This window comes from Psychrobacter sp. 4Bb (genome assembly GCF_002836735.1).
Classification (GTDB): domain Bacteria; phylum Pseudomonadota; class Gammaproteobacteria; order Pseudomonadales; family Moraxellaceae; genus Psychrobacter.
In genome coordinates, this window is record NZ_PJAS01000052.1 from 147,724 (window position 1) to 171,429 (window position 23,706).

The 23,706-nt window shown below is 43.7% G+C and carries 18 protein-coding genes; 8 read left to right on the plus strand and 10 right to left on the minus strand.

What is annotated here, in order from left to right; all coding sequences use genetic code 11:
• Positions 1 to 276 precede the first annotated feature (276 nt).
• A complete protein-coding gene (locus CXF60_RS03785) occupies positions 277 to 771 on the plus strand; it encodes a pyridoxamine 5'-phosphate oxidase family protein (protein WP_057758090.1) in 495 nt (164 codons plus the stop codon).
• Positions 772 to 873: 102 nt separating this feature from the next.
• On the opposite strand, the gene pgsA is transcribed toward CXF60_RS03785, so the two are convergent.
• From pgsA to acs, 3 genes are all read right to left on the minus strand, one after another.
• Positions 874 to 1,557, minus strand: a complete 684-nt coding sequence (pgsA, locus tag CXF60_RS03790; RefSeq protein WP_057758088.1) for a CDP-diacylglycerol--glycerol-3-phosphate 3-phosphatidyltransferase — start codon at positions 1,555 to 1,557, stop codon at positions 874 to 876.
• Between the two features lie 566 nt (positions 1,558 to 2,123).
• Positions 2,124 to 3,317: an NAD(P)/FAD-dependent oxidoreductase gene (locus CXF60_RS03795; RefSeq protein WP_102090854.1), complete on the minus strand. Its 1,194-nt coding sequence runs from the start codon at positions 3,315 to 3,317 to the stop codon at positions 2,124 to 2,126.
• A 281-nt stretch (positions 3,318 to 3,598) separates the two neighbouring features.
• On the minus strand, positions 3,599 to 5,560 hold the full coding sequence (gene acs / locus CXF60_RS03800; protein ID WP_102090855.1) for an acetate--CoA ligase: 1,962 nt from the start codon (positions 5,558 to 5,560) through the stop codon (positions 3,599 to 3,601).
• Between the two features lie 451 nt (positions 5,561 to 6,011).
• Here acs and CXF60_RS03805 point away from each other — a divergent pair, with 451 nt between their 5' ends.
• The gene (locus CXF60_RS03805; protein ID WP_102090856.1) at positions 6,012 to 7,295 is read left to right on the plus strand and encodes a BaiN/RdsA family NAD(P)/FAD-dependent oxidoreductase; all 1,284 of its coding nucleotides are present in this window, start codon (positions 6,012 to 6,014) and stop codon (positions 7,293 to 7,295) included.
• Between the two features lie 165 nt (positions 7,296 to 7,460).
• Positions 7,461 to 8,426 (plus strand): pirin family protein, encoded by a 966-nt coding sequence (locus tag CXF60_RS03810; RefSeq protein ID WP_102090857.1) that lies wholly within the window; start codon positions 7,461 to 7,463, stop codon positions 8,424 to 8,426.
• 106 nt (positions 8,427 to 8,532) lie between these two features.
• On the opposite strand, the gene CXF60_RS03815 is transcribed toward CXF60_RS03810, so the two are convergent.
• Both CXF60_RS03815 and CXF60_RS03820 read right to left on the minus strand, forming a co-directional pair.
• The gene (locus tag CXF60_RS03815) at positions 8,533 to 9,636 is read right to left on the minus strand and encodes an alkene reductase (protein ID WP_102090858.1); all 1,104 of its coding nucleotides are present in this window, start codon (positions 9,634 to 9,636) and stop codon (positions 8,533 to 8,535) included.
• Between the two features lie 241 nt (positions 9,637 to 9,877).
• The gene (locus CXF60_RS03820; RefSeq protein WP_102090859.1) at positions 9,878 to 10,807 is read right to left on the minus strand and encodes a DMT family transporter; all 930 of its coding nucleotides are present in this window, start codon (positions 10,805 to 10,807) and stop codon (positions 9,878 to 9,880) included.
• Positions 10,808 to 11,411: 604 nt separating this feature from the next.
• Here CXF60_RS03820 and CXF60_RS03825 point away from each other — a divergent pair.
• The 4 genes from CXF60_RS03825 to CXF60_RS03840 all read left to right on the plus strand — a co-directional run bounded on the left by CXF60_RS03825 (position 11,412) and on the right by CXF60_RS03840 (position 14,623).
• A complete protein-coding gene (locus CXF60_RS03825) occupies positions 11,412 to 11,825 on the plus strand; it encodes a hypothetical protein (RefSeq protein ID WP_102090860.1) in 414 nt (137 codons plus the stop codon).
• A 285-nt stretch (positions 11,826 to 12,110) separates the two neighbouring features.
• Positions 12,111 to 13,115 (plus strand): lipoate--protein ligase, encoded by a 1,005-nt coding sequence (locus CXF60_RS03830; RefSeq protein ID WP_102090861.1) that lies wholly within the window; start codon positions 12,111 to 12,113, stop codon positions 13,113 to 13,115.
• A gap of 209 nt (positions 13,116 to 13,324) precedes the next feature.
• Complete coding sequence (locus tag CXF60_RS03835) at positions 13,325 to 13,741, plus strand: VOC family protein (RefSeq protein ID WP_180958083.1); 417 nt, start codon at positions 13,325 to 13,327, stop codon at positions 13,739 to 13,741.
• A 111-nt stretch (positions 13,742 to 13,852) separates the two neighbouring features.
• Positions 13,853 to 14,623 (plus strand): lysozyme inhibitor LprI family protein, encoded by a 771-nt coding sequence (locus CXF60_RS03840; RefSeq protein WP_102090863.1) that lies wholly within the window; start codon positions 13,853 to 13,855, stop codon positions 14,621 to 14,623.
• A gap of 145 nt (positions 14,624 to 14,768) precedes the next feature.
• On the opposite strand, the gene CXF60_RS03845 is transcribed toward CXF60_RS03840, so the two are convergent.
• Entirely contained in the window at positions 14,769 to 16,904 is a 2,136-nt protein-coding gene (locus CXF60_RS03845) for an NADPH-dependent 2,4-dienoyl-CoA reductase (protein WP_102090864.1), read from the minus strand.
• A 403-nt stretch (positions 16,905 to 17,307) separates the two neighbouring features.
• Here CXF60_RS03845 and CXF60_RS03850 point away from each other — a divergent pair, with 403 nt between their 5' ends.
• Positions 17,308 to 18,972, plus strand: coding sequence for an AMP-binding protein (locus tag CXF60_RS03850; protein ID WP_102090865.1), 1,665 nt, complete (start codon positions 17,308 to 17,310; stop codon positions 18,970 to 18,972).
• A 204-nt stretch (positions 18,973 to 19,176) separates the two neighbouring features.
• Here the strand turns inward: CXF60_RS03850 and CXF60_RS03855 are convergent, their stop codons facing one another.
• The 4 genes from CXF60_RS03855 to hemA form a co-directional block, all read right to left on the minus strand.
• Entirely contained in the window at positions 19,177 to 19,596 is a 420-nt protein-coding gene (locus CXF60_RS03855; RefSeq protein ID WP_102090866.1) for a DUF6691 family protein, read from the minus strand.
• Between the two features lie 98 nt (positions 19,597 to 19,694).
• Complete coding sequence (locus tag CXF60_RS03860) at positions 19,695 to 20,132, minus strand: YeeE/YedE family protein (RefSeq protein ID WP_102090867.1); 438 nt, start codon at positions 20,130 to 20,132, stop codon at positions 19,695 to 19,697.
• Between the two features lie 223 nt (positions 20,133 to 20,355).
• Entirely contained in the window at positions 20,356 to 21,492 is a 1,137-nt protein-coding gene (locus CXF60_RS03865; RefSeq protein ID WP_102090868.1) for an aminotransferase class V-fold PLP-dependent enzyme, read from the minus strand.
• A gap of 362 nt (positions 21,493 to 21,854) precedes the next feature.
• Entirely contained in the window at positions 21,855 to 23,267 is a 1,413-nt protein-coding gene (gene hemA, locus CXF60_RS03870) for a glutamyl-tRNA reductase (RefSeq protein WP_102090869.1), read from the minus strand.
• Between the last annotated feature and the right edge of the window lie 439 nt (positions 23,268 to 23,706).

Consider the following 23,706-nt stretch of genomic DNA (forward strand, 5'->3'; position numbering starts at 1 on the left):
TAACAGCGATGTCGTCACAATTTTTACCTAAAGCTTATAGTCCTTACAAACACTCACATCGCATTACTGGGAACCTATATAAATATAGGGTGACAACTCGGTATTCTAGTCTCAGTTGTTAAGGCGACGATGACGTTTAACCTTTACATATATATTTAAGAGTTAAACATATCTAGCCTAAAGAAAAATTACTATAAATAATCAACTGTTCAATTCGGCTAATTAAAACAATGCTATATAAGCTCAATTAAAACACTATAAAAAAGGAAATTTATTATGAGTAGACAAGACCATATCGATAAAGTACAAGAACTGGTAAAAGAAGTGAAATTTGCCATGATGACCACTCGTACTCATGAAGGCCATTTACATGCCTGCCCAATGACCACTAGCGAGACGAGCATTGGCGCAAAAGAGATTTGGTTTATTGGTGATAAAACCACTGAGACCATCAAAGATATTGAAAAAGACCCACAAGTAAACTTGGCCTATGTCAGTCAAGATTCAAAAGATTATGTCTCAATTAACGGTAAAGCAGAATTGGTCGAAGACCAAGAGAAACTAGATGAGCTATGGTCGCCAATTTACAATGCATTTTATGAGCAAGGTAAAGAAGATCCAAATGTCCAATTAATCAAAGTCGTCCCACATGGTGCCGAATACTGGTTAAGCGGTAGCTCAGTCGTCAACATGTTTAAAATGACCACTGCTGCGGTAATGGATGGCAAAAAAGCGACTAACTTGGGTGAAAACAACTCAGTGACGCTATAAGTTGTCTGATTTATAAGTAGCAAAAACAAAAACGCCAGTGGCTAATGCGACTGGTGTTTTTTATTGTTTAAATTTTATGCTAACTATTTTTGTCTTATGGAGTTAACCGCTTTGCTTTAAATAAGGCCAAGCAGCTTTTAGATAGATCATCATCGACCATAAGGTAAGTATCACAGCGGCGACCATTAATACATAACCGATGGTTTCAAGCGACTGCCAATTAAGCAGTAGTACGGTAATCGCTACCATCTGAAACGTGGTCTTTAGTTTGCCCACATAAGATACCGCGACGCTAGTGCTTTTACCCAACTCTGCCATCCACTCACGTAACGCTGATACTGCGATTTCACGCGAGATAATGACGATAGCCGCTATCGCCATAATGATATTGGGATGCCACTGTACAAGGACAATGAGCGCTACAGCTACCATCAATTTATCAGCAACAGGGTCCAAAAAGCGACCAAAGGCTGACATGACGTTTAGTTTACGAGCGAAATAGCCATCAAGCCAATCGGTAATCGCGGCAATAATAAAGACGCCAGTCAATAACAAATGGCGCAACAAGCTATCACTAAACTCGCTCATCCCAACGCGCGCAATGACATTATCTGAAATCGCAGGCATACCAATACCCATGGCTGGCGGCCAATAGGCAATCGCGACGAATAGCGGAATCATCAAGATACGCGCAATCGTAAGGTTGTTAGGCAAGTTAAAAATACTTTTGGTATTTTGCGAACTTGGCGGTTCTTCCTGCGTATGCAAATGCGTGCTGTCAGTCATGGCAAACCCAGTTTAATATGAACATAATAATGGCAGATAGCTTAGCATTTTTCGGACAAGGCGTCATGCCATCTCTGCAGCGATTAAGTTATCAAAGATATCAAGGCTGACTAGATGACCTTCTATCGACATAAGGTATTGAAATTATTGAGAGCCTTTATGAATGATTTCACCATAAAGCTCCGCTACTTGCTCTAAATATCAGTGCTTCATACCAGTCTTTGCGTCTTTTGGATTTTTACAACGTAATATACTGTAACCAAAACCGCCAGACAGCACTCAATTGCGCTATCATAGCGACTGTACCAGAACACTTGTACACTTAAATCAGTAGATGTAAATAGCTAAGTAAATATCTCCACCTATTGTATTGATAATTATTACCCTTATAAATAACAGTAGAGAGCACCAATAATTACAACAACTCTTGACCACGGCCTGTGTAGCTAATACATGACCCGTTTTCCTCAGCCCACAGTACCTCCTCTGTGGGCCTTTTTTTGCTTACGTTTTGCTAAACCTAAATATCGTTAAACGATGCAAAATAATGAGCATGGATACTCAGCTTACTGCGTTTGCATAATTGCCTTAACGGTTTGCTGCGCCATTCGATAGCAGCTTTCTATATTACCTTTTGCACACCAGTCACCACTGACGATCCACTGCTTAGTTGCATCGATTAAGATGCCCAACTCTTCAGTATCCTTATTTACAATAGTAGCGGCATAGCGCCAACGATGGCAATCTATTTGGCTAGGTGCGCTGTCTTCATTCCAATTTAATGCTTGTTTTGCCGCCTGTAATAATTGTTCTTTTACCAACTCAATATCATCATCGACGTGGGATTCTGACCAGTCATTACGTGCATGAATGGTGACACTTGGTAGTAGTTCACCATGAGCAGGCTTTTTATGCTCAATGAATATCCTATCGAGAATAGCGCTATTTAAATAAGCGACATCCCATTGCGGTGCTAGCTGATCCTTTAACGTCTCAGGTAACTTTCGTACATCATCCCAACCAAGCATTAGCGTATAGCAGGCTTGCATTTGCGGTTTAGTAATTTTGTCTTGCTGAGCAAAGCCGCTATCCGCCATCAGCTCTACCGCCTGAACATTTGGCGCTGTGCAGATCACCCAATCAAACCAACCGAGACTGGCTCCAGTTTCGTCGAACAGCTCAGTTTGCTTGCTGTTTTGATTATAAGTTTGTTTCTGAGACTGCTGCTGGTTTTGAGACTGCAAATCATGAGCAAGCGGTGCAACACGGGTCTTAAATACTATGGTCGTGTGCTTAAGCGCGGCGGCCAATTCACGGCCCCAACTGGTCATTTTTGGTTTACTGATATAGCGTGCATGCACCGCGTCCCATTGCTCTTTGCTTTGGATATTAGGCGACTGCTCATTGTTACTTGCAGGAGTTAATTCAACCACTTCGGCACACCACGGCTGTAGCAACCCTGTATCTAACCAAGGCGCGATAAATTGTTGAAAGTCAGCAGTTTTCGCAGTAAAAAACTGTGCACCGAACGACCATTGCCAGTTTTTATCAGTTTTACTATCGCTGCGATAACGGGTCGCTAAACGGCCTACACTGCGTGATTTTTCAAAGATAGTGATTTGCGGGGTGTTAGATGACGAGCTTAATTGGTTTAACGCACGCTCTAATAGTGTTGCGGTGAGCAATCCCGTTAGGCCGCCACCGATGATGGCAATTTTTGGGTCAGATAGAACAGTTGAGCACAAAGCATGATCAGTCATGATGACAGTAGACCTTATAAAGTATTTATGAGTCGCTACTATATTAATTATCTAGCCTAGTAAGTACCGAGTGGCTCGTCAATTAATCCTCAATTGAAATGGTAGCGATGTTGTCTTGTTAGTATTATTGAACCTTTAAAGTGACTCAATATCAATATCGTCTACGTAAAAAAGCCATGCTATTCTCGATAACATGGCTTTTATTTAACTTTGATATGCAAATATTGATGGCTAGTATTGAGTCACTATCCTTAATACTGCAGGTTTGTTATCAGGCTGAATTACTCTCCACGACCTGCTTTGACTTCTTCGACCAAATCATTAATCACTGAGCTATCGGCAAGCGTAGATAGATCGCCCAGTCCCACATATTGCCCTGCTGCAAGGTTACGCAAGATACGGCGCATGATTTTTCCTGAGCGCGTTTTTGGTAGTGCATCAACCATATAGATGGCATCTAACGTCGCAATTGGTCCAATCTCGGCACGCACATGACGTTTTAGTTCTGCTTTTAGATCGTCGGTCTTTTCTTCACCTGACTTTAGAATGATAAATGCACAGATACCTGTACCGCGTATCTCATGCGGCATACCGACAATCGCAGCTTCAGCAGTTGCAGGATGCGCAACCACGGCGCTCTCAATCTCTGCTGTACCCAAGCGATGCCCTGCCACGTTGAGTACATCGTCAACACGACCAGTAATCCAGTAGTGCCCATCTTCATCACGTTGAGCGCCATCACCCGTGAAATAATGACCTGGATAATCGCTAAAGTAAGTCTTCAAAAAGCGTGGATGGTCATTGTAGATAGTACGCATTTGCCCTGGCCAACCGCTACTGATCACCAAGTTGCCTTCTGCAGGGCCTTCTAAAATCGCACCATCGCTATCAACGATTTCTGGTTTTACCCCATATAGCGGTGTCATTGCCGCGCCCGGTTTGAGGTCGACCGTACCTGGTATTGGCGCCATTAAGATGCCACCAGTCTCGGTCTGCCACCATGTATCGACGATAGGACATTTACCATCACCGACGACATTGTAATACCAGTCCCACGCCTCTGGGTTGATCGGCTCACCGACCGAACCTAGCAGACGCAAACTAGAACGGTCCGACTCTCGAACAAAAGCATCGCCCTCTTTCATCATCGCGCGAATGGCTGTCGGTGCAGTATATAAAATAGTCACGTCATGCTTATCGATAATATGACCGATACGTGCCCATGTTGGATGCTCTGGCACACCTTCGAACATTACCGTCGTCGTGCCATTGGCCAGTGGTGCATAGGTTGAATACGTGTGGCCAGTAATCCAGCCCACATCTGCTGTACACCAGTAGACGTCATCTTCTTTAATATCAAACACATCACGGAACGTTGAGATAGCATAGGTGATATAGCCGCCTGTAGTATGCACTACACCTTTTGGCTTACCAGTCGAGCCAGAAGTATATAATAAAAATAGTGGGTCTTCGGCATTCATAACTTCAGGCTCGCAGATCTCTGATTGACCATCGACCAAATTGTGATACCACACATCACGGCGCCCACTCATCGGTATAGAGTTACCCGTACGATGAACGACAATGACTTTTTCGACACTCTCAGTGCCATCCATGTCGAGTGCGTGATCGACATTGGCTTTGAGCGGTGTGTGCTTGCCGCCGCGTAAACCTTCGTCAGAGGTAATAACAACTTTTGAGCGACTGTCTATCAAGCGATTACCCAAACTCTCGGCAGAAAAACCACCAAACACCACTGAATGCACCGCACCGATACGCGCACATGCCAGCATCGCTACCATGGCTTCCGGTATCATTGGCATATATAGTGTTACGCGATCACCTTTTACAACGCCAAGCTTGCGTAATGAATTACCTAAGCGGCAGACAGCTTCGTGCAGCTCTTTAAAAGAAATGATTTTATGTAATGAAGGGTGATCACCTTCCCAGATGATAGCAGGCTTATATGGGTTTTCTTCGAGGTGACGATCAAGACAGTTAACTGAGATATTTAGCTCACCATCTTCAAACCATTTGATGCGAAAATCATCTAAGTCATAATTGACATTACTGACTTTGGTCGGTTTTTTTATCCAATCGATTAGCTCAGCACGCTTCGCCCAAAAAGCATCAATGGCTTCGGCTGATTCGATAGATTGCTGGTAGTCTGTAAGGTACTTATCAGGTGTGGTATTGGCAGCAGCCATAAACTCGGCTGAGATAGGAAATGATTTCTGAGTCATAGTGTTGGGTCCCTTTTAATTATTATGACCTACACGGATAAACGTCTATGACGCGCCCCATGTAAGCGATAAGAGTCATCTTCCATAATGTGTGACACTTATCGTTAGTTTGACAAATAAGCGTGACGGTTGCAAGACATCAAAAGCCAAACATAACAATTTCACTGTACATCTGTATGTTTAGATAATTATATTAGTACTTATACTGGTACGTATAATGCTATTCATAGGGGCAGCTATCATAACGATAGTACTAAAATGACAGCTGGTTGTGATCACACGGTAACAGCGTATGGCTTAGGGCATTTAATCCTTGTAACCTTTAGTGAAATATGGACAATAGCTACACTAAACATACTGCTTCATTTAACAAAATGTCAGCCGCGTTTTTAATAAAAACAATGCTTGGCCTGGTTATACTTTTTTCACCCCATCCTTTTACGAGACCGCAATGACTAATCAACGCAATGCACAAAACCATACTCACTATGATGTCGTTATTATTGGTGCTGGCGCTTCAGGGTTGTACTGTGCACTGACTGCCGGACGGCGCGGTCGCCGCGTATTGGTTTTGGATCATGCCAATAAAGCTGGTAAAAAGATTTTGATGTCAGGTGGTGGTCGCTGTAATTTCACCAATTACTTTGTGGAGCCTGAGCATTTTATCGGTGCCAATCCCCACTTCTGCAAATCAGCGCTAAGTCGTTACCCGAGTTGGGAGTTTATCGGTATGGTAGAGTCGCATAAGATTGCCTACCATGAGCGCGAACATGGTCAGCTGTTCTGCGACGACTCAGCACAAGACATCTTGTCTATGCTGCTAGATGAATGTGCGGCCGTAGGCGTACAAGTAAAGCTTAATGCTCAAATTGATCATGTTAAAACTGCTGCTCATGATAACGGCGAACGCTTTTGTCTAACGACGAGCAAAAAGCTTGGTAAAAAAGACATCGCGCGCGGTGCTCAATCTTCGCAAACAGGCTATAGCTGTGAATCTTTGGTGGTCGCTACTGGTGGTCTGTCTATCCCGACCATGGGAGCAAGTGGTATCGGCTATGAGTTGGCACAGCAGTTCGGGCATACGCTCGTGCCTACTGATGCCAGTCTTGTGCCGTTTACCTTCACTGATAAAACAGGCGAGCTTATCCGTGCCTTGGCGGGTATCAGTCTGCCAGTTATTGCCAGTAACGAGCGTATCTCTTTTAAATTGCCCGTCCTATTTACCCATCGCGGTCTCTCTGGCCCTGCCATGCTACAGCTCTCCAACTATTGGCAGACTGGCGAAACCATCAGTATCAATCTGTTGCCTGAGATAGATGTCACTGAGCTTTTACTTGCTCGCAAAAAATCACACCCACGCCAACTGATTCGTACCGTATTGGCAGAGAATACGGACAATGCGCTACCCAAGAAGCTATTAGCAGCACTACAGACGCATCTGTGGGAAGACATCAAAGATACGGAGCTTGCTAATATTAAAGACGAACGTCTCACAGAGCTTGGTATTACCCTTAATGGCTGGAAGCTCAAACCTTCTGGCACGGAAGGCTACCGAACCGCTGAGGTCACACGCGGCGGCGTCAAAACTGATGAGGTTTCTTCAAAAACGATGCAAAGCAATTTACAAGACGGATTATACTTTATCGGTGAAGTGCTTGATGTGACCGGCTGGCTTGGTGGTTATAATTTTCAGTGGGCATGGGCAAGTGGTTTTGTGAGTGGTGAGATCGTCTAATCATGGACACTTATAAGTTTTTAACGTTTGCTTAATCGCTGCTGACAGCACTAGGAATGAAATAGTAATAAAAACTCATACAATCTACTCTTATATTCATAGTAGTATTACTTAATAATAGCTTTTCTATTGATAGTAATTCTAATTAGACTAATGAGGTGACCCATGCGTTCAATTAAACACATTCACGGTGAAAAAAAGTCGCACTGGGTAGGTGACGGCTTTTTTGTAAAAACTCTGATCAGTCATCTAGATGATAATCCAGACCTTAATTATAGCCATACTGATCCTTTCTTATTATTAGACTATGCCAAGCCAACAACGTTTTCACCCAACCCCGCTTATAAAATGCAGCCACATGGCGTTGGTCAACACCCACATAAAGGTTTTGAAACTGTCACCATTGCTTATGCAGGTGAGATTAGTCATGTAGATTCGACAGGTGGGCGCGGTGATATTTTAGAAGGTGATGTACAGTGGATGACTGCTGGACGCGGCATTCTGCACGAAGAGTTCCACTCTGAAGCATTCGGTCAGCGTGGTGGCATATTTAGTATGGTACAGTTATGGGTCAACCTGCCAAGTACCCACAAGTTGACCCAACCCAAGTATCAATCTATCAAACGTGCTGATATGCCTATCGTTGATCTGATAGACAATAGCGACGAGCAAACTGTCATTGGCCAAGCTGCCATTATTGCCGGTGACTGGCATGGGATAGCGGGAGCAGCAACGACCTTTACGCCAGTCAATATGTGGGATATTGAGCTACATACAGCAGGTACAACCACGCTACAAGTACCGAAAACGCACAATACCCTACTCCTGGTACAAGAAGGTCAAATATTGGTCAACGGTACAGCCGTCAGCGCAGGCAGCCTAATTGAATTTTCAGCGCCTATTCGAAATCATGTAGGCACTCAATCTGAACATTCATCATTACCTGCTACTGATACTATCGAATTGACCTACCCTGCAACTACCGATGAAGACACACCTATCAAGTTGCTACTGCTAAGCGGTGAGCCAATCGGAGAACCAGTCGCAGGTCATGGTCCTTTTGTCATGAACACCCAAGAAGAACTACGTCAAACGTTCCGTGATTATCAAACAGGCAATTTTGGATATTAATCAAAATAAATGCGTAAAAAAAAGCCCTCTAACTATCGATAGTCAAAGGGCTTTTTTATAACGCGTTTGTCTGCCTATTCAGTGATACTGACGGATGGATAATTGCTTACACTTCATTCATAAACGGATAATCAGTGTAGCCAACCGTGCTGCCACCATAGAAGCTCTCTGGATGCTGCTCGTTGAGCGGTGCGCCCTCTTGAATACGTTCAGCGAGATCAGGGTTGGCAATATAATCACGACCGAATGCTACCGCATCGATATAGCCTGCTTTGATGTTCTTCTCAGCTTTGTCCGCATCATAGCCACCCGCCGCGATGATGGTCTGATCGAACGCATCACGGACACGCTGACGGAACTCATCGCTATACGGCGTACCACCTGCCCAATCTGGCTCTGACAGATGCAAATACATTAGACCACGCTTATTGATTTGTTCAATCAGCCAAATGTTATCGTCTTCTTCGTAGCCTCCCTCAACATTGTTGAATGTGCCCAGTGGCGAGATACGAATACCAATATGATCTGCATCCCATGCCTCTACGCAAGCATCAATCACGTCCAAGGTTAGACGCGCGCGGTTTTCGCGGCTGCCACCGTATTCATCGTCACGCTGATTGGTATGCTCGGCCCAAAACTGATGCAGCAAATAACCATGCGCGCCATGAATCTCAATACCATCAAACCCCGCTTCCTGCGCGCACTTGGTTGCATGCGCAAAGTCAGTAACCACTTGCTGAATCTCATCAAGACTGGCTGGGCGCGGCGGCGTGGCATCCGCGCGAATGGCTTGGTTGTCACTATCACGCAATGAGGTACGGATACCTACATCGACATCTGAGGCTGAAATTGGCGCACGGCGTTCAGGTTGTACGCTTTCATGTGAGACAAGTCCTGTGTGCCATAGCTGGACGACGATCTTGCCACCTTTAGCGTGGACATTGTCAACGATGGCTTTCCATGCAGTGACTTGATCTTGAGTATGTAGCCCTGGTGCGCCTGCATAGCCTTTTGCTTGAAACGATACTTGCGTCGCTTCAGTGATGACAAGGCCCGCCCCTGCACGCTGCGAGTAGTACTCTGCTGCCCATGTGATAGGGACATCGCCTGGCTCAACGGCACGCAGACGTGTCAGTGGGGCCATCATAATGCGGTTTTTTAGCGTTTGTGTGCCCATTTTTACAGGCTCAAATAAAATATCGTGTGCCATAATCTGTCCTATTGGTTATTGCTGCTATCTATGATCTTTAGTTATAGCAACCATCAATCATACTAATTATTATCGAATGCTGTTTAGAAAAACTTATAATATCATTAGTAAATCTACGTTTAGCGCCTACCTTTATAGGGAACAGATTTCATTATTCCAAGCAATATTTACAAACAGATACAACAATATTCACCTATACAAATCTTCGTACTCGTTTACTACGAAGACTGTTTACTAAGCCTTAAATACTGTTCATCTGAGTCTTGTCTTTTGGCTTTAGCATTTTCTTAATTGACAGCTCTAATGACAAATACGTGCCGATCAATATCACAATCGAACCAATGATGGCTTGTATATTTAGCGCCTCGCCAAGCAATAGATAGCCCAAAATAATCGCAAAAATTGGAATGACTAACGTGATACTCGTGGCACGCGTTGGCCCAATATTTTTGATCAACTGATTCATAAAAATAAGGGCAATGGCGGTTGAAAATACCCCGATACAGATCACCGATACCCACGCCTTTATGCTGATCGCTTTGCCATAAGGAAACTCTGTAAAAACCACCGGCAGCATGATGAGGCTACCAATAATTAGTGAGCCTGCCGTGATAGCGACTGGCGATACTTCGTACAGGTAGTTTTTGGTGATGTTGGCCCCAAGCGCATAACCTACACAGGCTAGTAGCGCGTAGCCCATCGGTAGGAGTCCTTCGATCAATCCTTTGCCTGGCTCGCCGCCACCAAACAAGCTTTCGCTCATCAGTATGATTACCCCAATCACCCCAATGACCAAACCGAGTGCTTGTTTTTTCGATAGCCTATCTTTAAAGAAGACTCTAGCGATAAAACCACTCATCATCGGTACAGAAGCATTTAGCACGGCTAGCACGCCTGCGTTCACTGATTGCGCGGAAAACGAAAACAACACAAAAGGCAGCGCTGCTGAAAACAAGCCAACGAGCGCTAGCATTTTCCAATGCTCCTTGATGCCTACTCTGTTTTTCTTATTGAGCAATACAAAGACCAACATGACCAATCCGGCGAATATCACACGCAAGCTGGCGAATGCCAATGAGCCAAACTCAGGCACGCCAATACGATAAAAGACAAAAGAGAGTGACCACATAAAAGAGAGCGTCACAAAGATGATGAGGTCACGGTTGGTCATTGGGTAATCCTATTAAGCGCTTAGACTGCGTTTGCCAACTCGTGTCGGTCATAAGCGTCTGATGCGTTGTAAAAATTATCATGTAGTTAAAAACTCATGATGATAACTTTTTAATTGTTTGATGGGTAATTTTTTATAAAATTTATAGTGAGTTTTTATCCACTTATTAATTTTCCTAGCACAGTTTTAAGGTTTTCACCTTTTGATAATTTATAAATCTGGACAAATCCCTTTTAGTAAGTACTATATAATAAGCAGCGCTTATCCTATAGCTCCTATACTTTAGCCTATCCCAGCGCCTTTCTATTCATATACTAAAGAACTCCAAAGTCATCCTTAAGTAAACGATCAGTTCAATATCTATAAAAACAGATTCATGGTCATAGTAAATCCTTCTTATAGCACTACCCTATAACAGCTACTCTTAATAATACTGATGTTAAAAGTAGCTTTAATACATCAGTTCAAGATTTTCTTAAAATATATAAATTGATATTTGTTTACTAATTTTCTACTATCTACAAGGTATTGGTTAGTATTTGGCAATACAAAAAATAGAGGACAAACGTCATTAGTAGGACTTATAAATTATTGAGGAATGATTATGAAAAGGATAGCGTTATTTATCGGTATGATGTCAGTTGCAACGGCAGGTTTTTGCGGGGTTGGTCAGTTCTCAGATGAGACCACTTGCTATATTTATAAACAAGATAAACTGCAAAAGAAGTTAAACTGTCAGTATGAGGGCGCTGAGGGTGCAGCGATGAGTTATAGTTTTAGACAGGTCTCCTACAACCTGCCAGGATTTGGCAAAATGGCAACCTCTACCAGTGCAAACTATAATGACCGTAATGAAGTGACTGGATGGACGACGACCGTCAATGACGAGCCCGCGATCATCAGATATCGTCTGCCAACCAATCAGCGTATCGTCAGTGATGCCTATGCGCAGTCTGGTAAAGCAGTTATGCAATGTTATCTTAGTACAAAATCGCAGTGGGAGATTTGTGCTAAATAGAACAAAGTATTCTCAAAATTTATTGTTTTAAACTGTAATAAAGCTGAGCGTTTTGCTTGGCTTTTATTACCGCCCGCTAAAACTGAAGCATCAACCTTAGCACTCTCTTCTATGAAATTTTTTCACCGTTTTTCTATATACTCAACGTCTTCACCACTGTCAAAGCCACTGATAAAATCCTCCTCCCTGTTAGACAGCCATTGAATTACAACCCTGCATCGGTAAGAATGGTGCTACCTATTTATAAAACTACTCACCAACCCAGTTTATTAACGAGTCAAATACATGAAACTGCGCATTCTAAAATCTGCTGTGACCAATCCTTGGTTTAATCTTGCCACCGAAGATTGGATATTTAATACGCTCAACCCCGACTCGCATACTCTATTTTTATGGCGTAACTCTGAGACCGTGGTTATTGGACGCTCACAAAATCCATGGGTAGAGTGCAAAACCGATAAGATGGAAGCAGATGATGTGTTTTTAGCGCGGCGTCAGAGTGGCGGCGGCGCAGTGTTCCATGACTTGGGTAATACCAATTTTACTTTTTTATCCCCCAGTGATGCTTACGACCAAGAAGCAAACTTCACCATCATCATCAATGCGCTTAAGAAACTCGGCATAGACGCCACGCTGTCTGGTCGTAACGATATGCAGGTCGGCGACCGCAAAATATCGGGCAGCGCATTTAAACATGCAGCCGATCGCAGCTTTCATCATGGCACATTGCTGGTCAATGCCAATATGCAAAAGCTTGGCGACTATCTGAACCCGCATCCGCTAAAGCTGAAAGCAAAAGGCATCAAGTCTGTGCGTGCTCGTGTGGCAAACTTGGTAGATTTTAATGAGACTATCAATCACGAGACATTGTCTGATGCGATTATCGAAGCGTTTTGTGAATATCATGGAGAGAGTGCACAGGTTGAGCAATTAGATGAGGCCAGCCTTGCTAAGCAGCCCACTCTAAACGCTTACTATCAACAAATGGCAGATTGGGATTGGCGCTTTGGTAAAACGCCTGAGTTCACTCATCATATCGAGACTCGCTTTGATTGGGGCATGATGGATGTACATATGGATGTGAAGCAGGCAATGATTACCGAAGTTGTCATCTTCTCTGATGCGCTAAATGTTGAGCTTATTGATCTGCTTAAGAATACATTGACGGGCGTTAAATATAATAAGCCTGAGATTAAAAACAAGCTCGATGACCTAGCAATAGCGCAATCTGAATTGGCAACGCAAGTGAGCGATTTTGAAAAATGGTTGGTTGGTGAGATGGAAGGTTAGATTTTGCGACGTCAGATTTAATCTAGCAAGTATCCCAGAGTGTGCCGCTTGCACTGCTTGATAAAAAGTTACTGACACAAATGCGCTGTATATAGTTAACGGTATTGACATCGTACATACGCCATTTGAGATTTTGTATATTAATGATGCATAACAAGCACCCTGCCATTACTCCATTTTTTATGAATAATCAATATTAAGGTATTTTCATGAAGTACTTACATGCAATGATTAGAACCAACAAACTAGAAGAAACGTTATTTTTCTATTGTGACCTTATGGGCTTACAACTTCTAAGAAAGAGAGACTCTGAATCAGGCAGATTCAGCTTATATTTTTTAGCAACGCATGAGGGTGCGCCAGAGATTGAGGTGACACACAACTGGGATGAAAGAGAATATGCCAATGGCGATAATTTTGGGCACTTTGCCTTTAGAGTCGACAACATATACGCACAGTGCGACACCTTCATACAGGCAGGGGTCGAGATATTAAGACCACCTAGAGATGGCCATATGGCTTTTGTTAAAGACCCTAACAACATCTCAATTGAGCTGCTACAAAATGGCGAAGACCTAGAGCCTATTGAGCCTTGGATTTCGATGGAGAATATTGGCAGTTGGTAGGTAAGTGAGGCTGACTAGGCTGATTCATTTTTTGAAGATAGTGATGATGACACGTATATCACAGTTATAGCGTTTTTAAAATACAATCAAGCTCTAAAAAATGAGGGTAATATGAAAAAGTTATGCATCGCTACAATCGGTATTTTAGGCACTTGCCTACTCTCCACTCATGCAAATGCAGCAAGTTTCGATTGCAATAAAGCGACTACTTGGATAGAAAAAACTATTTGTACGAACACTGAATTGTCTGATCTTGACGAAGCTATGGCAAAAAAATATAGAGAAGATATCAACAATGCAGCTAACAACGAAGACAGTGAAGTCTATAGAAACAATGTGATTATAGATCAGAAATTATGGCTAACTTTCCAACGCAATACTTGTAAAGATACCGAATGCCTCATTCGTGAGTATACAGAACACATCGAAGAGCAAACCAATTACGGTGTGGCTTGGAATTTTTCAGATGAATTAAATTCTTCTGATTTACCGAGCAAAAACGCCTTTGGAGAATTTTCCAAGAATTTCCAGCTTTCGATCTATAACGTAGATGGTAAGCGCAAAAACACTTTGCAAGACGCAAAAAATACTTTATCGATCAATGAGGTTAATAACAAACCTTACCTTTCTGTGATTGAAAGTGATTTGGTTTTTACTAACTATCATAGTTGTAGTATTGGAGATAGTATCGCAAAGTGGTCACAAAACCATTGGGTCATTAACGATAATAATCAGCCAGATGAAACCCTAGAACTACGCTTGTATCCAGCAACTTATAAAGGTAAATCGCATTTGTTATTAAAAGATATTGATGATCAGTTTAGGTGGGGGCGTTGTGGTGCGCGAGGATATTTTGACGGTATTGTATTAGAGCATGAGTAAGTGAACAAGATCTCTCTATTCTCTCAGAATAAACATAAGCTGAACTGAAGATCTAATTTAATAAGTCAATTTTTCATTCTAAATAAAAAAAGACGGCAAGAGATATCCCCTCGCCGTCCATTATTTAACATTCATGCTAAAGAGTTTAGATCTGAGCGGCGACTTCAGCACCATCACGAATCGCACGTTTGGCATCTAGTTCAGCTGCTAGTTTAGCACCGCCGATTAGATGGTATTGCGCGTCTGGTGCATCACCAACGTTTGGCATCAGCTCAACGACTGACTCTTGACCCGCACAGACAACGACGCTATCAACGCGTAATAACTGGCTTTGACCTTGTGGATTAGTCACCCAGATACCTTCGTTGGTGATTTTGTCATATTGCACGCCAGCGACTTGGATGACGCCATGAGATTTGATATGCGCACGATGCACCCAGCCTGAGGTTTTGTTTAGTCCACTGCCCAAACGACCCTTGCTACGCTGCATGAGATAAACTTGGCGGATTGGTTTGATCGCTGCTGGTCTGACCAGACCACCATCACTTTGATAGTCGGTATCGTTGGTCACACCCCACTCTTCGCGCCATTCGCTGATAGACTGTGGCTCAGGACGATAGCTTGGATCTTTGAGTCCCTCAGGGCCGATCTCATCCAGTGACTTACCATGATTGGCTGTCAGATACTCACTGACATCAAAGCCGATACCACCAGCACCGATAACAGCTACGGTATTGCCCACTGCTTTTTCGCCAGACAGCAGCTCAGCATAGCTCATGACTTGTGGCAGCTCAGCACCTTCTAGCTTACCTTCTAGACTTCTCGGTACGACACCCGTTGCCACGATGACATGATGGAACTTGGCTTTTTCAAGCATGTCTTTATCGACTTTGGTGTTCAGTTTAATCTCAACACCTAGATGCTCAAGCTCATTAATATAGTAGCGAATAGTCTCAAAGAACTCTTCTTTACCAGGGATGACTTTGGCGTAGTTAAACTGTCCGCCCAGCACATCTTTAGCTTCAAACAGAGTCACGTCATGACCACGTAGGGCCGCCACATGAGCGGCTGACATACCAGCGACACCGCCACCGATGACAGCGACTTTTTTCGGCTTTTTGGTTTTCTTATAGACCAGTTCAGTCTCATAACAGGCTTGTGGGTTGACCAAGCAAGTTGAGCGTTTGTTTTCAAACGTATGGTCGAGGCAGGCTTGGTTACAGGCGATACAAGTGTTAATGCGATCTGTCTGTCCATTTTTGGCTTTATTGACCCAATGTGCATCAGCCAAGAATGGACGCGCCATCTGAATCATGTCAGCTTGACCAGTCGCAACGATTTCTTCTGCTGTTTCTGGCATATTGATACGGTTAGCCGCCATCATCGGGATACTAATATGCTTTTTGATTTCAGCGGTGAAATCAACAAAAGCGGCACGTGGTACGCTAGTCACGATAGTCGGGACACGCGCTTCATGCCAGCCGATACCCGTGTTCATGATGGTCACGCCCGCTTCTTCTAGCGCCTTAGCCACGGTGATGACTTCATCCATGACGTTACCGTCTTTGACCAAATCAATCACTGATAAGCGGAATAAAATAATAAAATCTTCGCCAGTCGCCTCACGTACCGCTTTAACCACATCGACAGCGAACTTCATACGTCCATGAATATCACCACCATAGATGTCTTTACGCTTATTCACATGGCTTGATAAAAACTGGTTGAGCAGATAACCCTCAGAACCCATGATTTCGACACCATCATAGCCTGCTTGCTTGGCAAGTTTGGCTGAGCGAGCATAGTCTTTTACCGTTTGCTCGATGTTTTTGATGCTCATCTTGCGTGGTTTAAACGGTGAGATTGGTGACTTAATCGGGCTAGATGATACGGCAAATGGATGATAGCCATAGCGACCACTGTGCAATATCTGCATGATGATTTTGCTGTCGTGCTTGTGCACAGCACGGGTGACGCGCTGGTGATTGATAACGTCAGCTTTAGTATTCATCGTTCCGCCAGCAGGCAACAACCAACCTTCGCGATTGGGCGAGATGCCGCCAGTGATCATCATTGCCACGCCGCCCTTGGCACGTTCTGCAAAATACGCCGCCAACTTGCCATAATTATAGAAACGGTCTTCAAGCCCAGTATGCATTGAGCCCATCACCAGACGGTTTTTTAGCGTAGTAAAGCCCAAATCTAGCGGCTCAAACAAATGCGGATAGTGTTCATTGGTGCTAGCGGTTTGGATCGTATTGGCACTATGGCTGGCAGACATATCATTTTCCTTATGAATAGTTTATGAGGCTAATTTTTAAAAACGGCTTTTTAGAATTAGTGGGCCTAAGGGGTTTAGCATCATCGATATCGTAACACACCGCGATTATTGTCAGCTATGCAGACAAGCGACTGATGAGTGAGCACTATATTAATTGCTATAACGAGCAGGACTGTGTATCAGGCTGTACTGTGGCACATGGTTAAGCAAACACCACAAAACCCAGCCAACTTTTAAGGTAGATTATATACCGTTAGCTTAATGTCACCTAAAAATTAGACTAAGATATAAATCGATAAATATCGACTTATACCTATAATTTCTATGCTAGATTACTGTACTAAACAATATACTGACGTTAATGTACTGACGCATTATAGAAATACGATAAAGGACTATCATCATGACAGATTTCCATACAGGTCTCGGCAAAAACGCCGCCAACCATCAACCACTTACCCCTATTGATTTTATCATTCGCAGCGCGCAAGTTTATCCTAATAAGACTGCCATCATCTATGACGACCTAGAACACAATAACCTGACTCAGACATGGCAACAGACCTATACTCGCTGTCGTCAACTGGCTGATGGCCTGCGCAAGTTGGGTATCGATAAAAATGATACCGTAGCCGTGATGCTGCCAAACACGCCTGCGATGGTCGAATGCGCCTTTGGTGTGCCGATGTCAGGCGGTGTCCTCTGTACTTTGAACACTCGTCTCGACATCAATGCGCTTACCTTTTGTTTGCAGCATTCCGAAGCGAAGGTCTTAATCTTAGACAGCGAATTTGCTGAACATGCTGAAATCATCAATGAGACTTTTCCAGACTTAATCGTCATTCACTCAACGGACAAGGCTGTCGATGTCGAGCGCTTTGGGCACATGAGCTATGAAGCATTAGTAGCCAGTTCAGACAGCCTGAATAACTGGGAGATGCCGAAAGATGAATGGGATGCCATTGCGCTAAATTATACCTCTGGGACGACAGGCAAGCCTAAAGGCGTGGTCTATCATCATCGCGGCGCAACTCTCAATGCTATCTCTAATATTTTAGATTGGGACATGCCCAAGTACCCGATGTATCTGTGGACGCTGCCGCTGTTTCACTGTAACGGCTGGTGCTTTCCGTGGACCATCGCTGAACGTGCTGGAGTCAATGTATGCTTGAGAAAAATTGATGCTGATTTGATATTGCAGCTGATTGCCAAGCATCAAGTTAGCCATTATTGCTCTGCGCCAGTCGTGCACAATATGATTGCTGGCGGCAAACCAGAGTATAAAGAAGCTATCACCCATACGGTCAAAGGTTGGGTCGCGGGTGCACCGCCGTCTGAAACCATGCTGGCTGCAATGGAAGCAATGGGCTTTCATATCTCGCATGTCTACGGTCTCACTGAAGTATATGGGCCAGTGACGGTCTGCGCTGAGCAGGAAGAATGGAATGAGCTTGATGTAGCTACCCGTGCCCAAAAGAAATCACGTCAAGGCGTAACGTCACACTTGATGGCAGGGTTTGAAGTATTTAAGCAAGGTACGACTGAACCAGTCGCCGCTGACGGGGAAGAGATGGGCGAGCTGGCGCTACGTGGTAATATGGTGATGAAAGGCTATCTAAAAAGCCGCAAGGCTACCGAAGAGGCATTCGCTGATGGCTGGTTCCGTACAGGCGATTTGGGCGTCAAATATCCTGATGGCTATATCAAAATTATGGATCGACTCAAAGATATCATCATCTCAGGTGGTGAGAACATCTCTAGTATCGAGGTAGAAAACGTCTTGTATAAATTACCTGCGATTGAAAGCTGTGCTGTCGTCGCCGCGCCGCATGACAAATGGGGCGAAGTACCTGTCGCCTTTATCGAAATTCACGCCGGTAGTACTCTGCAACGTGATACGGTGATGGAACATTGTAGTCAGCACCTAGCAGGTTTTAAAGTGCCGAAATATATTGTCTTTGCAGAAATACCGAAGACCAGTACCGGTAAAGTGCAAAAATTTGAGCTACGTCAAGCAGCAAAATCATTGGCACACGAAACGCCAAAAGTAACCGCTAGTGTGAAATAAAACGGCAACTTATTAAGTCATATCATCAATCAACACCCATTAAAAATGGTCAGCGATATATAGCTGACCTTTTTTCGAGTGCTAGCCTATTTATACTATAGTTGGTTCAATATAATTTGGAGACAAGGAAGCCAAGTGAAAGTACTACAAATAGTAGACTAAACGAGGCTGACACCGTATCCAATTTATAGAGAACTAACTATATTAGCCAAGCTTAGGCTCAAGCCATTGATAAACTAGCATTCCTATAATCATGGCAGGAATAAACACATAGGCTTGCCATTGGCCAGTACCAAGCAATACAATTCCTGGTCCTGGACAGATACCAACCAGCCCCCAGCCGATACCGAACAACATCGCACCGATAAGTAATTTTTTATTAATGACAGTTTTGCTTGGCATATCAATCGGTGTGCCGATCCAGCTGCTTTGTTGACGCTTTGCTAATCGCACACCGAAGAAAGCGACGATCAGACCACCGCCCATCACCAGTGCAAGGGAGATATCCCATGCACCAAAGATATCCAAAAACCCTTGTACCTTTACAGGATCGGTCATACCTGATACCAGTAGTCCCAGTCCAAACAGTAGTCCTGCCAGCAATCCGATTATATTTTTTAGCATCGTCGTATCTCGCTATTATTATTTTTTATTAACCATCATATGTCGTTCGCGCGTGAGCCCGACTATCAGTCTTCATCTGGCAATAGGCCATGAGTTAGCTATAGCAGGCCTAGTACGTGACGACCGATATAAACGGTCACAATCCCAAACAGCATAAAGGTGACGGTCGCTGCCAATGACCGTGGAGACAGCCGTGCATTACCGCAGATACCATGCCCACTCGTGCATCCTGAACCTAAACGCGTGCCAAAACCGACCAGTAACCCTGCACCAATCAATAATGGCACGGAAGTACTGATAGCTACCTCAGGTAGTGGTCTTGCCAACTGATATAGCAGTGGTGAGATGACCAGACCCAGTATAAATAGCACCTGCCACATCTCTACACGCTTGGGTTTTAGTAGGCTTGAAAAAATGCCACTGATACCTGCTATACGACCGATACCCAGCAGTAAGATAACCGTCGCTACGCCTAGCATCAGACCCCCAACTAAGGAGATCGACGTAAATGCTTGCCAGTCTATTTGTATGCTCATAACGGACTACCTAATTAAGTTTATTAAATACACGATCAAATTTTAATTTATAAAAATACATTATATTATAAAATATAATAAAAAGGTAAAAAAATACTGAACCTAGCATGACACTAATAGTTCAGTATTTTTTATAGCTGTAAAGACTATACTGTAAAGGCTTTAAAAAAGACTTAATAAGCTATCACATTACTGTCTTTATCAGCCCTCTTAATTGGTATCTTTACTGGCTCAGCACTTTATCAAGTGCCGTTTCAAAACGCTCTACTGTGCCATCGATATCAGTCAATTTGTCCAAACCAAATAGACCCAAACGGAAAGTTTTGAAGTTATCAGGCTCGCCCACTTTCAATGGTACGCCAGCCGCGATTTGCACCCCGATTTCAGCGAACGCACTACCTTTATGTATGTCATCACGATCGGTATAAGAGACGACAACGCCAGGTGCTTTAAAACCTTCTGCAGCAACGCTCTCAACGCCCTTGGCTTCTAGTACTTCGCGGATACGTTTGCCAAGTGCCCATTGCGCGTCACACAATTTGTCAAAACCGATTGCTTTGGCTTCATTCACGGCATCACGGAACTGACGTAAGCTGTCTGTCGGCATAGTCGCATGGTACGCATGACCGCCATTTTCGTAAGCACGCATGATGTTCAACCATTGCTTTAAGTCGATACTAAAGCTATCAGATTCAGTACTGTCTACTTTTTTGACAGCAGTATCGCTTAGCATGACCAAACCAGCGCCCGGCGTACTGCTCCAACCTTTTTGCGGTGCGCTAATCAGTACATCGATGCCCAATGCTTTCATATCTAGCCATACACAGCCTGAAGCGATGCAATCAATGACTAACAGTCCGCCAACGCTATGCACAGCCTCACTCAACGCTTTGATATAGTCATCTGATAAGATGATGCCCGATGAGGTTTCGACATGCGGCGCAAATACCACTGCTGGCTTTTCTTCTTTGATTTTGGCTACAGCAACGTCGATATCGACTGGAGCAAACGGCTTTGGCGACTCACTATCATCAGCACGATTGGCCGTGAGGACTGTAGATGACTTGGCGATTTTGCCTTTTTCTAAGATTTGCGTCCAACGATAGCTGAACCAACCATTACGAATGATTAGGCAGTCTTCATCATTTGCCAACTGACGAGCGACGGCTTCCATACCATAAGTACCAGAACCAGGAACGATCACCACTGCGTCCGCGTTATACACAGATTTTAGATCACTAGATAGGTCATTCATCACTTGCTGAAAGGCTTTTGACATATGGTTCAGCGCACGATCGGTGTAAACCACTGAATACTCTAATAAGCCGTTTGGATCGATATCTTGACGTAATGCAGGCATTGAACACTCCTAGTGTATAGTTAGATAATATGCGACATGGATTAGATAGCGCTATAATCAAGTACTATTATTTTTGATGGTGAGATCTTGCGCTGTCTAGAGATGCATTATTTTTAAACAAACAAAAAACAACGGACACTGATGAGGTCTACTAACGTGAAGTTAATATATTTATAGTCATATTACGAGCAAACACCAGCACATATCTTGACCTAAGCCATCCATGAGAGCTTGATATTAGCACTGATACTGAAGGTTGACAACGATACGCTCAGGCAACGATATGACTTGCGCTATCGAGCATTTATTGGTAGGTATTGATTGATTGATAAGTTTTGATTTATAAAGCCACGATGAAAGCATCAATGCCCTCGATGAGCATCTTGTAGTCCTGACACTACGAAGTCTAGCAACTCACTATCACCTTCGCGTGCGGCTTTGCGCATCAATTTCGATGGCGCATGGGTCAATGTTTGAGTCAAACGTCGTGATAGCTCAGTGATGATATCTTCTGGACTGACATCGTCTTGTTGCAGCTTAGCAATAGATTCATGCAGCAGCTTATCCACCTGACCTTGAGTACACGCACGATACTGCTGAATGTCTTTGCCAACTTGGCGAACCTGAAAGCGGCGATCTATCTCAACCACCAATTGACTGACTAACAGCTCAGCATCCACTGCGGCTTGGCGACGCTGTTCGATATTACCTGCAATGACATGCTGCAAATCATCGACAGAGTACAGATAAACGTCATCAATACGGCTAATGGTAGAATCAATATCGCGCGGTACGGCCAAATCTATCATAAGCATCGGCTGATAACGGCGACGCTTGAGCGCTTGTATGGTCATTGTCTTATCAATCAACAAATCCATACTACCACTGCAACTGCTAACGATATCAGCTTCCGCCAATACTTGCGGCAATTCTTGTAAGGGTCTAACGTCTACGCGGCGATTAGGGCCACGTAGCTCAGCCGCTAATGCTTCGGCGCGTTCGGGGTTACGGTTACAGATAATGACTCGTCCAACCCCTAGGCCTGCGATATGGGTGGCCACCAAGCGATTCATCTCGCCTGCCGCAACGACCAGTAGAGTACGGCTGGGTAAATCATCAAATATCTGTGTGACTAATTTGGCGGCAGCAAAACTAAGCGATACAGCCTGTGCGCCAACCTGCGTCTCATTACGCACTCGTTTGGCAGCAGCGAATACTTGATCGATGATCCAGCCGAGCTGATTGCTGAGTACTTTTTGGTCTTGAGCCAGATGCACAGAGTTTTTGATTTGCCCGAGAATCTGCGGCTCGCCCAGTATCATAGAATCGAGACCAGCCGCTACTCTTAACCAATGAGTCAATGCATGGGTATCACGATGTACATAGAGATAAGGATCAATATCAACGAGTGGCAATTGCTTGAAGTCAGCCAACCACGTTTTGATTTTGGTAATGTGCGCACTAATCGCAGCAGACGAGATATTCATGCTACTACTAAAAGTATTATTGGATGATGATTGGCCAGCAGCTTTGATATCCTGCACATTAGATAATTGTGAGTCAGATAATTGGCTATTAGCGGGCTGCGACGTTGAAGTTTGCGGCACTAGCGCATAGATTTCGGTGCGGTTACAAGTAGAGACGATCACGCTACCATCAGTAAAGGCTTCTATTTGTTTGAGTGCGACATTTACATCGTCACCCACAAGCGCCAAGCGCTCTCGCAGAGCGACTGGTGCAGTTTTGTGATTGACCCCAATGACCACTAATCTCATTATCGATAGACCATAAACATGACGCTCAGTTGCCCCTTACGCTATCTTATTATTTTTAAAAGACAGTTTTTGACGACAGCGCTAAAAAGGAAGACCCTAAAAACCGCCTATTATATCATTATTGCGGGCTTTAATTAACACTCACCCATCTATGATAACCATATCTCTGTATCTGGTCGCAAATGTAACAAATCAACTACTCATACGATTTATAAAATCAATAGCTGGGTTTTGACTTATGGTCAATAATATAATGTTAAATCATTCGCTTACTCTATCTTAACTTGTTATATTTCTATAATATTCAGTTCGACAAACATATCTATATTTAATCATCTTCAGCATCATTCTTTGGTAACGTACTCGCTACTAGTAGCACATTCATATAGTCAGACATGCCAATATCTGAGTAACACGGATGCTATTGTTTATCTCATCG

Coding starts and splice junctions, on each gene's coding strand:
- CXF60_RS03785 (WP_057758090.1), top strand. CDS start 277: ATGAGTAGACAAGACCATATCGATAAAGTACAAGAACTGGTAAAAGAA.
- pgsA (WP_057758088.1), bottom strand. CDS start 1,557: ATGACTGACAGCACGCATTTGCATACGCAGGAAGAACCGCCAAGTTCG.
- CXF60_RS03795 (WP_102090854.1), bottom strand. CDS start 3,317: ATGACTGATCATGCTTTGTGCTCAACTGTTCTATCTGACCCAAAAATT.
- acs (WP_102090855.1), bottom strand. CDS start 5,560: ATGACTCAGAAATCATTTCCTATCTCAGCCGAGTTTATGGCTGCTGCC.
- CXF60_RS03805 (WP_102090856.1), top strand. CDS start 6,012: ATGACTAATCAACGCAATGCACAAAACCATACTCACTATGATGTCGTT.
- CXF60_RS03810 (WP_102090857.1), top strand. CDS start 7,461: ATGCGTTCAATTAAACACATTCACGGTGAAAAAAAGTCGCACTGGGTA.
- CXF60_RS03815 (WP_102090858.1), bottom strand. CDS start 9,636: ATGGCACACGATATTTTATTTGAGCCTGTAAAAATGGGCACACAAACG.
- CXF60_RS03820 (WP_102090859.1), bottom strand. CDS start 10,807: ATGACCAACCGTGACCTCATCATCTTTGTGACGCTCTCTTTTATGTGG.
- CXF60_RS03825 (WP_102090860.1), top strand. CDS start 11,412: ATGAAAAGGATAGCGTTATTTATCGGTATGATGTCAGTTGCAACGGCA.
- CXF60_RS03830 (WP_102090861.1), top strand. CDS start 12,111: ATGAAACTGCGCATTCTAAAATCTGCTGTGACCAATCCTTGGTTTAAT.
- CXF60_RS03835 (WP_180958083.1), top strand. CDS start 13,325: ATGAAGTACTTACATGCAATGATTAGAACCAACAAACTAGAAGAAACG.
- CXF60_RS03840 (WP_102090863.1), top strand. CDS start 13,853: ATGAAAAAGTTATGCATCGCTACAATCGGTATTTTAGGCACTTGCCTA.
- CXF60_RS03845 (WP_102090864.1), bottom strand. CDS start 16,904: ATGTCTGCCAGCCATAGTGCCAATACGATCCAAACCGCTAGCACCAAT.
- CXF60_RS03850 (WP_102090865.1), top strand. CDS start 17,308: ATGACAGATTTCCATACAGGTCTCGGCAAAAACGCCGCCAACCATCAA.
- CXF60_RS03855 (WP_102090866.1), bottom strand. CDS start 19,596: ATGCTAAAAAATATAATCGGATTGCTGGCAGGACTACTGTTTGGACTG.
- CXF60_RS03860 (WP_102090867.1), bottom strand. CDS start 20,132: ATGAGCATACAAATAGACTGGCAAGCATTTACGTCGATCTCCTTAGTT.
- CXF60_RS03865 (WP_102090868.1), bottom strand. CDS start 21,492: ATGCCTGCATTACGTCAAGATATCGATCCAAACGGCTTATTAGAGTAT.
- hemA (WP_102090869.1), bottom strand. CDS start 23,267: ATGAGATTAGTGGTCATTGGGGTCAATCACAAAACTGCACCAGTCGCT.